Raw genomic sequence first — 14,730 nt, 5'->3', positions numbered from 1 at the left:
AAACCACTACTATGAACGGACGGTGGGTACATGCCGCAGTTTGTTGCACAGCGCCTTCGCTTCCAGAACGGTGAACGTCACTCCCTTCTGCAGGTCCCTTGCGGGCTTCCAGTCCACGAAGTCACGTTGTACTTGGACAAGTACCGAAGGCGGGGGCGCGCGGCCAACACGATTCATTCCGTCTGCGCAACCCTAGCGTTGCTGTATCGGCAGTTGGATGCGGCGGAGGTCAATCTGCTCGAGCTTCTAGCCGAGGGTCGCTTCCTCTCCATCACGGAACTCGACCGCGTGGCGGCCGCCGCCCAGTACCGGGTCGACGACTTGGAGGAGGACCAGAGCACTGTTCGCAAATCAAATGTCGTCAATATCGCGCGCATCGCGATGCGCAGGAGCAAACACAGGCCTGAGCGCCGGGCGGTCGACATCCAGACCCAAGCCTCTCGGTTGCGGTACATCGCTGACTACCTGCAGTTCATTTCGGCCTACGTTGGCGACGGCCTCCCGCGGGACAAGCGGCAAGACCTCGAGGTCGATACGGCACGAGCCCTTGCTGCCCTTCGAACGCACATCCCGGAGGTCCCGAGGCGAGCCAAGCTGGGCGCCCGCGTGGGCCTAAGCGTCGATGAGCAGGCTCGAGTGATTTCGGTCGTGCATCCGGACTCGCCCGACAACCCTTGGAAGCGTGGCTTCGTGCGCAGGCGGAACTGGCTCATCGTCGTTCTTTTGCTGGCAACCGGCATGCGTCGCGGTGAGCTACTTGGCATGCAGATTGGCGACATCCATCCGAACCAGCCGAAGTTGCGCATCGTGCGTCGGGCGGATGCAGCGGTGGACACGCGCACGACGCAGCCGAACACCAAGACCGGCGACCGAGAAATCGAACTGCTGCCCGGCATCATGCGCATGCTCCAGGCCTATCTTAAGGAACGAAGAGGCATCAAGGCTGCGCGTGCCATTCCTCAAGTCATCGTGTCCGACGAAGGCGACGCGCTATCAATGCAGTCCATCGACAAGCTCTTTCGCCAGTTGCGCGAAGCCTGTCCCGGTCTCCCGGTAACGCTTACAGGCCACGTACTGCGACACACGTGGAACGAGCGCTTCTCCGAGGAGGCCGACGCAATGGGCCTGTCAGAAGTCACAGAGCAACGAGCCCGCAACACCCAGCAAGGCTGGGCGGACAACTCCGAGACGAGCGCCACCTATACCCGGCGACATGTCGCGAAGAAGGGACAGGAACTCGCACTGAAGCTGCAGGAGAAGCTGGATGTCACGCTTGACGACAAAGGCTAGTCAAGGAGCACTCGGGTCTACGCGCGTATTACCTGAGGTTGCGTTCACTCGCAGCGGCGTGGCGTTCCGACCCAACGACGACGTATGGGAGTGGCTCGACGGTCCATTCGAGGTGAGGCTGGACTTTCGGCGCTTTGAGCTGCCAGCGACAGTACCGGTCTTTTCCCTCAAATACACGCTGCACGTCTTCGCCAAGAAAAGCTCTGCGTCGCATGTGCAAAACCTGCACAACGCCTTCGTTCACTTTCTGACGGGGCGAGAGCGTGACTCGCCTCTTGTGACTATCACAGCAATTGAAGTCTCAAACTACTTTGCGAGGCTGGACGCGCACCAGAAGTGGCGTCTTGGAACCTTGAACGTATTGCTTCAAAAGTGGCAAGCGCTTGAACTACCGGGCGTCGATGCGGAGTGCGCGCGGTACCTGCGAGAACGACGCAAGCCGGGCAATGAAAAAGGGGCCGCTGTCAGACAGCGAGACCCCGTTGAGGGGCCCTTCACTGAGGAAGAGTACACCGCCTTGTACAAGGCGGTGGACGTGGCTTATGGGTCGGGCGACCTACCGCGCTGGGCTGCGGTTCTGACACGTCTGCTCTTCGCATGCGGGGGACGAATCTCACAGTACGCTTCACTCAAGGCGAAAGACCTCGAGGTCCGCGACGGCGCTTACATCCTTAACCTCCCTCAAGCAAAGACGCGCTTAGAGCATGCCCGCGCTTCATTCGTCAGCTTTCGACTAAGTCCTCAGACTGGTCGACTTGTCCTGGAGCATATCGACAACCACCGTGCGATGGGTCATAACGATGAAGCACCGCTCTTCCTTGACAGCGAAGTCGCCCCGGGGAGTGCACGCGGTCAGCTCCGGCAGGAAGGTGACCCGTTCAAGGGGCACTGCACCCGGGACATGCTGTCTGCTGCGTTTACTCGGGTTGTGGGAAAGGTTGCGCCCCAAAGCTCACGATTGGACTTTGCCCCCGTTCCTGTCAATTCCAAGCGGTTTCGGTCGACCTTCGGGACACGCCTTGCCGAAGAAGGCGCCGGACGAGCCGAAATCGCGGAGAGGTTGGGCCACGTAGACCTCCAGCACGTGGACGTCTACTTCGAGGCATCGCCTACCATTGTTGACAACATTGACAAGGCGATGGGGCGCCAGCTCGCACCACTCGCGCGTGCATTCACGGGCCGCCTGGTCGAGGACGAAGCCCACTCTACGCACAAGGGAGAGCTGGGCAGTCGAATCATCGACTTCCGTGTGTCCGTCAAGCCCCTCGCAAGCTGCGCTGGCAAGGGACAAGAATGCGCCTTTAACAAGCCCGTCGCCTGTTACTCGTGCTTTAGGTTCGAGCCATGGCTCGACGGACCTCACGAAGCAGTTCTGGAGCGCCTCGAAGCGGACCGAGCGAAGTGGCCCAACGACGAGCGAATGGCCGCCATCAACGATGCTGCGATTGAAGCAGTCCGCGAGGTCATTGCTGAGTGTGCTCAGGCCCGCGCTTCGAAGGCCGCTAGAGACGCTGCATGAAAGCAGACGTTCTTCACTTCACTCCACGGATTGAACTCGGCGGGCAGGCCAACCTGGACGCCTTTATTGAGCTATGTCGACAGTCCGATGTCCTCGGTGCTCGAACGCAGTTTGACCAAGACGTATGGGACCTTGGGCGCGTCAAAGGGCATAACAAGATGCTGAGGGCAGTGTTCAGCACGATGGAGGCTGCACAGAGCCGTCTTAACCGACCATTGCTACCCCAACCTTTCCTGGACTTTGGCAAGGCCACGCTTGTCTACCTGCAAGACCGACGGCCGGTGGCGTCCCACATGAGCAGGGTCATGGCGTTGCGGTTTCTCGAGGCGGCCTTGCGCGAAAGAACGGATAGCTCTCGACCCACCGCTGTGACCCACGAAGTCTTGGACGGCGCCGTGGAACTCGCCCGCCGAGGCATGAGCGTAACCACTACGTACAACATCGCGGGGCAGCTGGAACTCATCGCTGAAATGATGAGGAAGAGCGGCTTCATTTCGATGCGCCAGCCATGGGCAAGTACTGCTGCGAGGCCCAAGCCGCTCGGCTCACGGATATCGAAGGAGGCACTCAAGGCAAGACAGGACAGGCTACCTTCGGCTGCCGCTTTGCGTGCTTTGGCGGGCATCTTTCATTCCGCAGTTGAGCCGCGCGACGTTCTGGTGTCGAGCTATACAGCGCTCATGACGTGCGCGCCTGAGCGCATCAATGAGGTCTTGCGTCTAGTGCGCAATTGCGTCGTCAAAGGTGACGGTCGATTCGTCGGAAAAATGGGGCTTAGATGGCCGGGCTCGAAGGGGGCAAATGACACAGTGAAGTGGTTGCCAACGGAGATGGTTCCCATTGCCGAGCGAGCTGTTAACAACCTGCTCAAGCTCAGCACGCCAGCGCAACAACTGGCCGATTGGTACACCGAGAACCCAGGCACGCTGTACCTGCATCGGGACGCGGAGCATCTTCGAGGTCACGACATCCTCACCCGTCAAGAGCTCAGCCTCATCCTGTACGGCGAGACAAGTGTAGATGCAGCAAGGACTGCCTACGAATGGGCGACCATCACCAAAAAGTTGAGCAGGGTCTCACTTGACGGGTGGCGAGTCGGGTTTCGCTACTCCGATGTAGAAGCAGCTGTCATTTCGATGCTGCCGGCGACCTTCCCATACATGCCTGGTGCTCCTGAGTTGCTCTGCAAGAATGCAATCGCCATATCCCGCACCCACGAACTTGACTCCGTCCGGAGGTCGCTTCTTTGTATGTTCGTCTGCGTGGACTACGGCGCAGTCACCTACAACCTGACGCGACCAGAGGGACAACCCAGCATCTTCGACAAGTTCAACTACACCGAAGATGATGGCTCGCCGATTGAAATTGCCAGCCACTGTCTGCGTCACTACCTCAACATGCTTGCGCAGATGGGCGGCATGAGCAGTGCGGAGATTGCACTGTTCTCCGGACGAAAGGACGTTTCTCAGAACCGAGCGTATGACCACATGACCTCGGATGAGGTGCAGGAGCCCATCAGCCGTGCCCTGAGGGCAGGCATGAACGGAGCGCTCGTCGCGAAGGAACCGAGGCAGCTGATTCGTCGCAGCGACTTTCCTCTCGCGAACCCGACCGCTGCGCACTCCACGGAGTACGGCTCATGCATGCACGACTTCGCGAGTGAGCCATGTCAGATGTACTCCGACTGCGTCAACTGCGAGGAGCAGGAGTGCATCAAAGGTGACGAACAAAAAGAGCGCAACCTTCGCAGCCTTAAGGCCGAAACGGCGCTTCTGCTTATGGAGGCCAGAAAGGCCGTGACAGAGGAGGAATACGGTGCCGACATCTGGGTTGCCCATCAACTCAAAACACTTGAGCGAGTCAATGCGCTGCTGAAGATTCTGGCTGACCCCAACGTGCCAGTCGGTGCACGGATTCGGCTCAATATCGCGAATGCCTCACTCATCACCAATGCCGATGCGAAGCCCATCCACGTTATTAGAGGCAACAAGAAGGTGCGGCTGAAATGAAGAAGACACGCGCCCCGGACCTGACTCCGGAACTTATCCAGGCTGTCCTCGAAACGCTCGACAACTGGAAGGGCAAGCTGACCTGGGACCTACTTCTGGCGGCGGTCGAGAAGGCATCCGGCATTGCATATTCGCGCTTCACGCTTGCTGAGTATTCCGAGGTCGCCAATGCCTTCTCCCTCAAGAAGGAAGTACTTCGAAGTGCAAGCAAGAGCGAACTTGCGTCGCCTCGCGACGAGCGTGTACGTGCCGCGCTCGAGCAGGCGACCCGTCTTCAATCGAAGGTAGACCGCCTCAAGCAGGAGAACGCGCTCCTCAAGGAGCAGTTCGTGACCTGGGCGCTGAACGCGGAGCGCAAGGGCGTCACCATGACGATGCTTAACGCGCCTCTTGCAAAGCCACAGCGCGACCGAACCAAGGGGGAAGACTGATGGCAAACGGACAGCAGGTGGCAGAAGAGAACGTCCGCAGATTTACGACCTGGGTGGCCTCGAAGACCGACGATGACTTCCGGTCGTTGGTGTCGCGAGGCGTGCTCTCTCGAACCGACATCGCTGCAGAGTGCGGATTCGCAAAGTCAGTCCTAAGCCAGAACCCACGCGTCCGCGTCACCCTCAAAGAACTCGAGGTAGTCCTGCGGGAGCGTGGCGTCCTTCCAAAGCTCGCCATTGACGCCACGGGAACCCCGTTGGAGGTCCGAACTCGACAGGCTGAGGGGGTTGGTGGCGCCCGCGACGCGGAGCGGCTCAAACGTCTCGAACAGGAAAACGCTAGCCTGCGCGCCGAACTTGTCGAGGTCAAGCGTGCCCTGTCGCGCTATGCATTGCTTCAGGAAGCCCTGGCGGAAACCGGGAGGTTGCCGCGTTGAGCTCGTCAATCACCGTTCGGGTATCAGGCGTCCGGTCTCAGAACCCCCGCGGATTCGGCGGGGCCATTTTCACCGGCGTGCCAGTCGACAGCAACGGTCTCGCCACTGACGCGGGCGCCTACATTGTCGTTCGAGCATCCGGAGCTGTCATTGGCGCAGTGCGCGTCGAGCGTGGTCAATGGTGGCACGTGCGGGGGCCCTTCGTGGAACGGCAGGTTTCTGCCAATGGGTTCCAGATGACAGAGTGCCAGGTCGAGGCCGAAGAGGCTGCGCTCGCGCGTCCGTCAGGCGAACACATCATTGCCTTTCTGTCCGACAACCCGGCGTTCGAGGGCATTGGCACCGTCAAGGCGCGCCGGCTCTGGGACACGTTCGGTGAGCGGCTGTACGAGTTGCTGGACGCGGCGGATGAGGGGGCATTGTCTGCGGCATTAACGGTAGAGATTGCTCAGCGTCTTGTGTTGGCATGGTCACTACAGGGCGTGTCCCGCACGTTGCAGTGGCTTCAGGCCCAAGGGTTCGAGGCGCGAGTGGGCCGCAAGGTGCTGACTTTCTTCGGCGGCGATGCGGCGCAGCGCATCGAAGAGGACCCCTACCGGTTGTTGTCATTCTGTGCTGGATGGAAGGAGGTCGACCGCCTCGCCGTTGCGCAATTCGGTGTCGAGCCGGACGACCCGCGTCGATTGCAGGGCGCTGCCGAAGAGGCTTGCTACCGCCTGTTTGCCGAGGGTCACACAGCAATGCTTTCGGCAGACCTCCTGGACCGGATTGGCCCCTTGCTAGGCAAGCCACCTCAAGGGGTGCGGTGGCGGGACCAGCTGTCGGCGGTTTTGTCGGCTGGGTTGAGCAACGGCAGCTTCGTCAAGGGCTACCACGGCCTGCAGCCGCTGGGTGCCATGGTGATGGAGCGGCAGATTGCGCAGACCGTGCATGAGCGGTTGGCGCGGAAACTCACCCCACTGCTGCCGCCCGACTCCGTGGACCAACTGATTGCGGAAGTCCGTGCCGTTGACGGTATCGAACTCAACGACGAGCAGCGTGCAGCCATCCATGCTGCAGCTCGCCACGAGTTCCTCTGCATCACGGGTGGCGCTGGCGTTGGCAAGACCACGGTGCTACGTGCGCTGTATCGGCTCTACGACCGAGCGGGGCTGCGCGTGGTCCAAGTGGCACTGGCCGGCCGAGCCGCCAAACGCATGCAAGAGGCGACAGGTCGGAGTGCGGCCACCATCGCTAGCTTCCTTAGGAGCTACGACGAAGCCCCACTCGATGGTCCCGCGGTACTGGTGATTGACGAGGCCAGCATGGTGGACGTCATCTCGATGAGTCGCATTTGCGCGGGGTTGCCACGCCATGTGAGGCTCGTACTGGTCGGTGACCCCCACCAGCTAATGCCGGTGGGCCCGGGCCTGGTGCTGCATGCGCTTAGCGGCGTGCCCGGCGTGCCCGGCATCGAGCTGAGAACGGTTAAGCGCTACGGTGGCAGCATCGCCGCTGCGGCCACTGATATTCGCGCAGGGCGCTGGCCCTCGTTCGCCGAAGACGAGACCGCCGAGGTGGCGTTCTTGCCTTGTGCTCCAGAGTTGATTGGCGGCACTGTTGTCGAGTTGCTTGCGCTCGACCGCGGCAACAGTCAAGTGCTTGGCGCAGTGCGCAATGGGCCGGCGGGCACGAAGAATCTGAATGCGCTCTGCCAAGAACGGTTCACGGCTGGCGCGGCCGAAGTCAAGTGCTGGAACGTCGAGTTTGACTGCGAGGAGTGCGTTGGCCTGCGGCTGGGTGACACCGTGCTCTGCACTCGCAACCTGTGGTCGCTGGGTCTACAGAACGGCTCGCTAGGCACCGTCGTAGAGGTCGAGGACACACCGTGCGTCCTGCATGACGATGCCGGACAAGAGACCAGCCTGGGACTGGCGTGGGTCGAATGGGACGATGGTCAGCGCCGACCGCTCACCGTTGACATGCTAGAAGACATTGAGCTGGGCTACGCGGTCACGGTGCACAAGGCACAGGGTTCACAGTGGAAGCGTGTCATCGTCCCTGTGACAGGCTCCAAGCTGTTGGACCGTACCCTGCTCTACACGGCCCTCACACGGGCCCAGACCCAGGTGCTTCTAGTAGGAGACGTTGATGCCGCGCGAGCAGCGACGCTTGCCCCGCCGCGAGCTGCATCGAGGCACATCGCGCTCGACTTGCACTTGGCGGCGCTGATGCGTGCGTCGGTGGGTGGCTCGTGTGACTAAGTTGATATGGCCTCGCACTCTCACCGCAGTCTCACAGGCATCACCATTCTTTGCTACGGAGTCGAGGGACGGGGCAGGGCTGGAGCAGGTGGCTTGTCCGCGGCGGGCGTGAGTTGCTGGCAGTCAGGGTGGGTGAGAGGGTAAGTGGCCAGTTGGTCTTTTTCAGGGACCAAAACGCCGTCACTCCCACGAAGAATTGCTATGGCTCATTCCATGAGCTACCGAGGTGCCAAGATTGTCTTCAGCTAGGGGTGTGAGGTACAGTCTACCCATTGTAAAGGCAATGGGTAGGCAAACCAGATGTCTGAGCGTAAGACTGAAGTCGTCAACCTGCGGATGTCGCCCAGGGTGAAGAAGCTTCTCAGGGTAGCCGCAGCTCACGAACGACGAACGCTTTCCAACATGTTGGAGGTCCTCATCGAGGACTACTGCCATGCTAAGGGCCTAGCCCCGGCGGACTCCAAGGCCGGTCGCGCGGCTAAGGAAGCAGTGTCGACACCCCACTAAAAAGACTCAACTCGAGGGCAGCGAAAGCGACATGAGCGAATCTGAAGTACTGACCGTGCGGCGACCAGTGCGCGCAGCAAAACAGGCAGCGCTCCCGTTCAACGAGGGCGTCGAGACAGAACGGACCCTGCAAGGCAAACCATTCTTGCGATGGGCGGGCGGCAAGACGCGCCTGCTCGGGGCCCTCCTGCCATTTGTGCCCGAGAAGTTTCGGAACTACCACGAACCGTTCCTGGGGTCGGGGGCTATGTTCTTTGCCCTTCGACATCGAGCCCAAACCTGCTATCTGGCCGATTTGAACTCTGAGTTGGTCAACCTTTGGCGAGTCATCCAGTCGGAGCCAAAGGCCTTCTATGAGCACCTTCGACCCTACCAGCAACGGCAGGGGGAAGACGAGTACTACGTCGTACGCGACGAGTCGCCGGACCACCATCTTGAACGAGCCGCCCGATTCTTCTACCTCAACCAGACATCCTGGAACGGCCTGTGGCGCGAAAACAAGTGGGGCGTCTTTAATGTGCCGTGGGGCGCCAGACAGTTCAGAGGAATCGACGCCGACGTACTGGCTAACGCAAGCTTAGTGCTTGAGAACGTCGAGATTCGTGAACTGGACTTCCGGGAAGCCGCCAAGGACGCCCAAAAGGGTGATTTCATCTACTTCGACCCGCCGTACTTGCCTATCTCCGATACAAGCAAATTCGCCGGCTACAACGGCACGCGCTTTCGGAAACACGACCTTGAAGAACTTGCAGACTTGTGCAAGCACCTTACCAAACGGAGCGTGCACTGGATGGTGTCCAATCGAGACAACGAGCACATTCGAGAAATCTTTTCGCATGCGACCGTTGTTCCGTTCACCACTCGGCGCTCGGTAGCTGCGCAGAACAAGCGCCACGTACAGCCAAAGGATTCGCCAGAAGTCGTGGTGGTAGGAGGACCAAGAAAATGACCATTAAAGCGGTTGAGGCCGTCTTCTTTGCCCGGTACTCCATCTCAAACTGGCGGTCGCTCTACGAGCGAGTCGACAACAACGCCTACACCAAAGACGCACTTCAGCTTGGCACCAACCGAGGTGACGTCCTCGCCAATCTGTTCGGGCTCAGCCGGGGTCAGGGCCAGTCGAAAGCTATCCAATATGTATGGCCTAACGGTCAGTGCGACGGGACGATTCGATGGTCTTCAGACAGGTGGCAGCTAGCTTGGCTGGCTGCCTCAAAGCCGGTTCCCTGGACGGTAGCGCCCGCCATCACTGCCGCTACCTCCATAGTGGGGAACCCGAGCCTTGGCAACCCGACCGATGCGGATGCCGAGTACGCTCAAATTGTCGGTACGAACGTCGGACCGTGGTTGCTCGCGGTCAAGCTATTCGGTGAGGACGACCGCCTGCACGTTCGAACTTTCTTTGAGACTCCCCAGCAAGGACTGGAAGCGAAGGCGACGTCACGGCTACCACATGTCATCGCAGCGGCGATTGCTGCGCTACCGATTGCAGACGATTCGGCCACCCTTGCGCTGCCGCCTGTCACGACATTCCGCCCTCGTCAGCCGCCGCGCACGCCCAAGCTAGTCACGCGCATTCAAGAGGCGCTGGAGCGCGAGCCCAATGTCCTCATTGTCGGACCGCCGGGGACGGGCAAGACGGTTGCTCTTGAGGACCTGCAAGCCATCTACGACGACCCAACACCCAAGGGCACCGTTTTCTTTGACACCTCGAAGTGGGATGACAACTGGTCGGTGAAAGGGGCTAAGACGCGGAGCGAAGTACTCGTCTTTCACCCGTCCTATAGCTACGAGAATTTTGTGGCTGGGCTGTACCCAATCTCGGCCAACCAAGGCATCTCGCTCGAGGCGAAGCCAGGTCCACTGCTGTGCTTAGGCCACTGGGTGAGCAATGCCGAGCGCCAGGCGCTCCTAGTCATCGACGAGTTCAACCGAGGCCCAGCTGCAGCAATCTTCGGCGACTGCCTGAGCTTGCTGGACAAGGACAAGCGGAGCACGCCTACGAATCCGGGGGCGAGGATTACACGGCCGTACTTTGGCCAATCCATGCCCGTGCCTGACCCGTACGTCGAGAATCCGGGCACGCCTGAGTCCATTGCGAACGAGGTTCGCCTACCCGCAGGCGTGCACATCGTGGCCGCGATGAACAGCACAGACCGTTCGGTTGCCCCACTGGACGCGGCCATGCGTCGCCGCTTCACTGTCATCCGCGTCGGGCCCGACTACGACGCGCTCGCCGCGCATCTGGAACTCGATGCGTCGCAGCCGCTCCCTGCCCTGCCTGCGGACCCGGACCCGGCGAACTGGTCTGACCAACAAGTGTCGTCGCTGGCGGTGCAGTTACTGAAGAGCCTCAACGACCGCATTGAATACTGCCTGGGTGAGGACTTCCTGCTTGGGCACGCGTTGGTCTGGGGTCTGGCCGCTGCCACTGCAGTTGAAAAGCTGCGCAGACTGGCCAATGCTGTCGATGCCAAGATTGTTCCCACGCTGCGAATGACGTTCCTCGACCAGGATGAGGTTCTGGCAGCAGTGCTCGGCGTTCCCGACAGCCTGCAAGTTAACCACGGTGTTCCGGCACCGGTGGGCGCCGTTGCCTACTGGCGAGCCGCGCCATCGGCGCTCTCTCAGATTGCTCCAAAGCGCTTGATGCTGCAAACGCTCCACGCCATGCCCGACGCGGCGAAGATTGCTGCGTTGGTGGCTCTCTCTCGTGTTTGACAACGGATGCACTGCATAGACGTCATTGAGGGTGAAGATTTCCCCCTCAAAGGAAACGAGGCAGAGCGTTTGCGAGAGGCCGTTGCACGGCTGCGCGTGCAGCTCAAGCCATCGTTTTCCTTACTGTCAGAACGACCCGGCACTTTTCGTCTTACTAACGTCGTCGGCACTGTGGACCTCGGGGCCGGGCTGGTGCTTCAAGTTGCACCAAAGGTCGAAGGCGCGGCAGACTGGGTAACGGCCGTAGTTGCCCTATTGACCGGCAAGGAAGGCATCGACGTCGCCGGCGAGCGCCGAGCCGGGTTCTCCAAGAGTCACAACAGACTGCTAGACGCAATTGCAAGGACTTACCTGCGGCGCCTTGAGCGCGCGTTCCGTCAGGAGGGGCCAATTGTCCTGATGGAGCGTCGGAGCGTCGAGCTCCCGGGCCTGAGCGGTCGGCTAGATGTCACGCGTTGGGCGCGGACCGCGCTCTGGCGCCCGCATGTCTTTCCGGTGGTGCGGACAGAGTTCGCTCAGGACAACCCCTTCACACGAGGCTTGGTGCATGTAGCCGACACGCTGGCGCACATCAGCACCGACCAGAAGACCCGCAGCGGCCTTCGGGCGCTTGCCCGAGACCTCTCCGTTGGCACTCCGATGAACGCGCCGCCGCCAAACGGCATCGGCAATCGCGCGCTCCCGGAGCAGTGGAGCGCCTACAAGCCCGCGTGGTCACTCGCCATGGCCGTTCTCCGCAAGACCTCCCTGTTCGGGCCAACGGGCGGCCACGCGGGGGTGGGCCTGGCCATCGAGGCGTGGCCACTTTTGGAGACGCTGTTGGAGCGGACTCTGCAGGCGGTTCAACGAGTCGGCAATGCAAAGGGGCGCGCTCTGTCGTACCGAGTGCAAGGCGATATTCCGCTACTTACCCCGCGCGGCGGCCTGCCTCAAGAGCCGTTCTCGCCAAAACCAGACGGTCGACTCTACGAGAACGGCAAGCTGGTGGCGACCTTCGAGGCGAAGTACTCCGCCTACTCCGGCTCGATACCGCAAAGGGGACACATCTATCAAGCGCTGACGACCGCGGCAGCGTGCGGCGCAACAACCGCCGTCTTGGTGTATCCGGAGACTTTTGACCCGCAACTGTGGGACGTCACTGGCCTCTCCGGCCAGCCCATGGTGCTCGCTGCTGTCGGCCTTGGCCTGTACAAATGGCTGCCACCGAACGAAGCAGATGCTCGCGCAGAAATGCTGTTGGCTCTTGTTGACCGGCTCAACGCACCGGCCTTTGCTCCAAAGCTCATGGCAGTCGCATGAGCGCAGTTTGGGACGCAACGTACGTAGTCGCCAAGGTCATCTGTCCGACTGAGGGGTCGCGACTCGCGAACTTGACTATCGCGTCGGCTGCGCACTACGAAAGCAAGGACCGTCGCAAGAGCGCATGGTCGCCTGCAACCCTGCGCTCGTTGGTGGAGCAATTTGCCCTCGCGCCGCTGCCTGAACTGGACCCGGATGAGCGTCTGTGGCAGCGGCTCGCGGAGCTTGCAAAGGATGGCGCTCACCTTGGGCAGTCTCCCGAAGGAATGCATTCCTGGGCTGCAGCCTACCAGCGCGCGTCGGCTACGCAGAAGGCGATGGGCGCCTATGCTACTCACAACGCTTTCGCATCGGCCCTGGCCCGAATTACGTTCGAGCCTCTCGACAAACACCGCATTCATCGGATGGTGGACCCAAGCGTAGGCGCAGGCAATCTGCTGCTCGCGGCAATCGAACTCTATGGCCGCGGCAGCACGGACGCACATCTGAAGAAGTTCATACTGTCGCTGCATGGCGTGGAACTTGACCCACGCGCTCGCGAGCTTTGCTGTCTGCTCATCTGGCTGATGGGCGCCCCAGTCGGCGTGACACTCAAGCAGGTCGCAAAGAACATCCACCACGCCAACGCTCTTACGCTTGACTGGTGGAGCGGCCAGGACCTGTATGAAGTCCTGCTGATGAACCCGCCGTGGGAGTCGTTGCGTCACTCCGTGGAGGAAGACCCGGATGGAGAGCGCGCATTGACCGTCGCGCGGCTGTCGACTCTGGCCGTGGGCGCGCATGGGCTGCCGCCGCTGTTTTCTGCCCAAGGAGGTGGCGACAAGAACCTGTTTAAGGCGTTCGTTGAGCTCGTGCCTCACTTGCTTGTGCAAGGAGGCCGGCTCGGAGCTCTCGTGCCTGCGGCGTTTGCGTCGGACGCTGGTTTGACCGAGCTGAGAGAACGGTACTTTCAGCAATTCGAGATTGCTCGGTGGACCAGCTTCGAGAACCGTGGCGGCTACTTCCCCATCGACAGTCGGTACAAGTTCGGCCTGCTGGCGGCCACTCGTTCGGATGTCGGCACGCGTCAACTCTCCGTTCGAAGCTTTGCAGTTGAGCCTGACGAGGTGGATGCACCGCACATTTCGCTCGACCGAGAGGACATACGGCTAATTGGCCGGCGGTATCACATCATTCCGGAGCTGTTCCAAGAGCGCGAACTCGAAATTCTTCGGACAGCGCTCCGAACAGGCAGCCCCCTGTTCGAACAAGGACCTCTCGGCAGAGTCGTATACCGGCGCGAGGTCGACCTCAGCCTTGGTAAGGCCCAGTTCCACCACATCGCGAGCAAGAAGCTTCAAAGCTACGGTGACGCGACATTCATAGACGCGAGGGGTCAACGATTCGTTCCCCTCTTGGAAGGTCGGTGCGTCGGTGCATACGACTGCTTCCAGAAGACTTGGGTCTCCGGGAGCGGTCGCACTGCGGTCTGGCGCGAGAACGCTGACCAGCCGTTGTCGCAATGCAGCCCTCAATATGTGATTTCCCCGCTGCCCGACCTTCCGCCACGAGTTGCCTTGTGCGACGTCACCGCCTCGACGAACACTCGTACAGTGATTGCAACTTGGGTGCCGCGAACCTGGCGGTGCGGCAACACCGCCCCCGTCCTTCAATACGAGAGCGACATGCTCGCATTCGCGGGACTCGGGGTGATGAACACCCTGGTCTTCGACTGGGTAGCACGGCGACTTGCAAGTGGCCTTCACCTAAACAAGTTCATCCTTGAGGGCTTGGTTTGGCCCCAACTCGACACCGAAGGTGTCACTGCCGCTGCTCACGCGGCGTGGAGCGTTTGCCTCTCAAAGCCGCGGGCTGGGCTCCCGGAAGGTGGAGCTGCCTCGCCACCTTGGCAAGCGTCAACGTCCTCGAAGCCGCGCCGCGCACTGCAGCCCGTAGCGGCGGCCGCGAGCCTGGAGGTACTGGTTGCGAAGGGCCTGGGGCTCAACCGCGCCCAATTGGAAGCCGTATTCGACGAAGACCGAAGTGACCGACGTGGCTTCTGGCGCTACTATGACTCAGATTCGCAGGCTCGCCGTGTCGTCGAGAAGGCTCTGAGTAGTTGGTAGCTGTCGTCCTTGCTTCCGCCCTCCGGCCATCGTTCGGGCGGTAGAGCAGCGGGCTTATGTGTTGGGTACGTTCGGACGCACTTGCCGGTGCACCCACATGGAGGGCCCCCGCACGCTCCACACCGACCGCAGCGGGCAGTTTCCGATTTCTTGCTTCTCTTGCGACTTA

10 protein-coding genes are annotated in these 14,730 nt (G+C 60.9%); all 10 read left to right on the top strand.

Translation table 11 applies throughout. The features are described 5' to 3' along the window. Positions 1-132: 132 nt before the first annotated feature. The 10 genes from ASC76_RS13975 (at position 133) to ASC76_RS13935 (ending at position 14,561) form a co-directional block, all read left to right on the top strand. Positions 133-1,290, top strand: coding sequence for a site-specific integrase (locus ASC76_RS13975; protein WP_235580432.1), 1,158 nt, complete (start codon positions 133-135; stop codon positions 1,288-1,290). After that, positions 1,265-2,809 (top strand): site-specific integrase, encoded by a 1,545-nt coding sequence (locus tag ASC76_RS13970; protein WP_056466772.1) that lies wholly within the window; start codon positions 1,265-1,267, stop codon positions 2,807-2,809. Before ASC76_RS13975 ends, ASC76_RS13970 begins: the two co-directional genes overlap by 26 nt. Beyond that, positions 2,806-4,818 (top strand): hypothetical protein, encoded by a 2,013-nt coding sequence (locus tag ASC76_RS13965; RefSeq protein WP_056466770.1) that lies wholly within the window; start codon positions 2,806-2,808, stop codon positions 4,816-4,818. Before ASC76_RS13970 ends, ASC76_RS13965 begins: the two co-directional genes overlap by 4 nt. Next, positions 4,815-5,249, top strand: a complete 435-nt coding sequence (locus ASC76_RS13960) for a hypothetical protein (protein ID WP_056466768.1) — start codon at positions 4,815-4,817, stop codon at positions 5,247-5,249. Before ASC76_RS13965 ends, ASC76_RS13960 begins: the two co-directional genes overlap by 4 nt. After that, entirely contained in the window at positions 5,249-5,686 is a 438-nt protein-coding gene (locus tag ASC76_RS13955; protein WP_056466765.1) for a VPA1267 family protein, read from the top strand. The genes ASC76_RS13960 and ASC76_RS13955 overlap by 1 nt, the downstream gene beginning before the upstream one ends. Positions 5,687-5,763: 77 nt before the next feature. Continuing rightward, positions 5,764-7,929, top strand: a complete 2,166-nt coding sequence (locus tag ASC76_RS13950; protein ID WP_235580431.1) for an ATP-dependent RecD-like DNA helicase — start codon at positions 5,764-5,766, stop codon at positions 7,927-7,929. 538 nt (positions 7,930-8,467) lie between these two features. Then, entirely contained in the window at positions 8,468-9,385 is a 918-nt protein-coding gene (locus tag ASC76_RS24745; RefSeq protein WP_082549112.1) for a DNA adenine methylase, read from the top strand. Continuing rightward, complete coding sequence (locus tag ASC76_RS13945; RefSeq protein ID WP_056466759.1) at positions 9,382-11,157, top strand: McrB family protein; 1,776 nt, start codon at positions 9,382-9,384, stop codon at positions 11,155-11,157. The genes ASC76_RS24745 and ASC76_RS13945 overlap by 4 nt, the downstream gene beginning before the upstream one ends. A gap of 6 nt (positions 11,158-11,163) precedes the next feature. Beyond that, a complete protein-coding gene (locus tag ASC76_RS13940; protein WP_082549110.1) occupies positions 11,164-12,456 on the top strand; it encodes a hypothetical protein in 1,293 nt (430 codons plus the stop codon). A 71-nt stretch (positions 12,457-12,527) separates the two neighbouring features. Next, positions 12,528-14,561: an N-6 DNA methylase gene (locus ASC76_RS13935; protein WP_162247120.1), complete on the top strand. Its 2,034-nt coding sequence runs from the start codon at positions 12,528-12,530 to the stop codon at positions 14,559-14,561. The last annotated feature ends 169 nt before the right edge of the window (positions 14,562-14,730 follow it).

This window comes from Rhizobacter sp. Root404, from assembly GCF_001425865.1.
Classification (GTDB): Bacteria; Pseudomonadota; Gammaproteobacteria; order Burkholderiales; family Burkholderiaceae_C; genus LMDS01.
This window is presented reverse-complemented; position numbering and strand designations above follow the sequence as displayed.

Bases quoted from the DNA above. Each gene is read 5' to 3' on its own strand.
- ASC76_RS13970 (WP_056466772.1), top strand. From the start codon at position 1,265: ATGTCACGCTTGACGACAAAGGCTAGTCAAGGAGCACTCGGGTCTACG.
- ASC76_RS13965 (WP_056466770.1), top strand. From the start codon at position 2,806: ATGAAAGCAGACGTTCTTCACTTCACTCCACGGATTGAACTCGGCGGG.
- ASC76_RS13960 (WP_056466768.1), top strand. From the start codon at position 4,815: ATGAAGAAGACACGCGCCCCGGACCTGACTCCGGAACTTATCCAGGCT.
- ASC76_RS13955 (WP_056466765.1), top strand. From the start codon at position 5,249: ATGGCAAACGGACAGCAGGTGGCAGAAGAGAACGTCCGCAGATTTACG.
- ASC76_RS24745 (WP_082549112.1), top strand. From the start codon at position 8,468: ATGAGCGAATCTGAAGTACTGACCGTGCGGCGACCAGTGCGCGCAGCA.
- ASC76_RS13945 (WP_056466759.1), top strand. From the start codon at position 9,382: ATGACCATTAAAGCGGTTGAGGCCGTCTTCTTTGCCCGGTACTCCATC.
- ASC76_RS13940 (WP_082549110.1), top strand. From the start codon at position 11,164: ATGCACTGCATAGACGTCATTGAGGGTGAAGATTTCCCCCTCAAAGGA.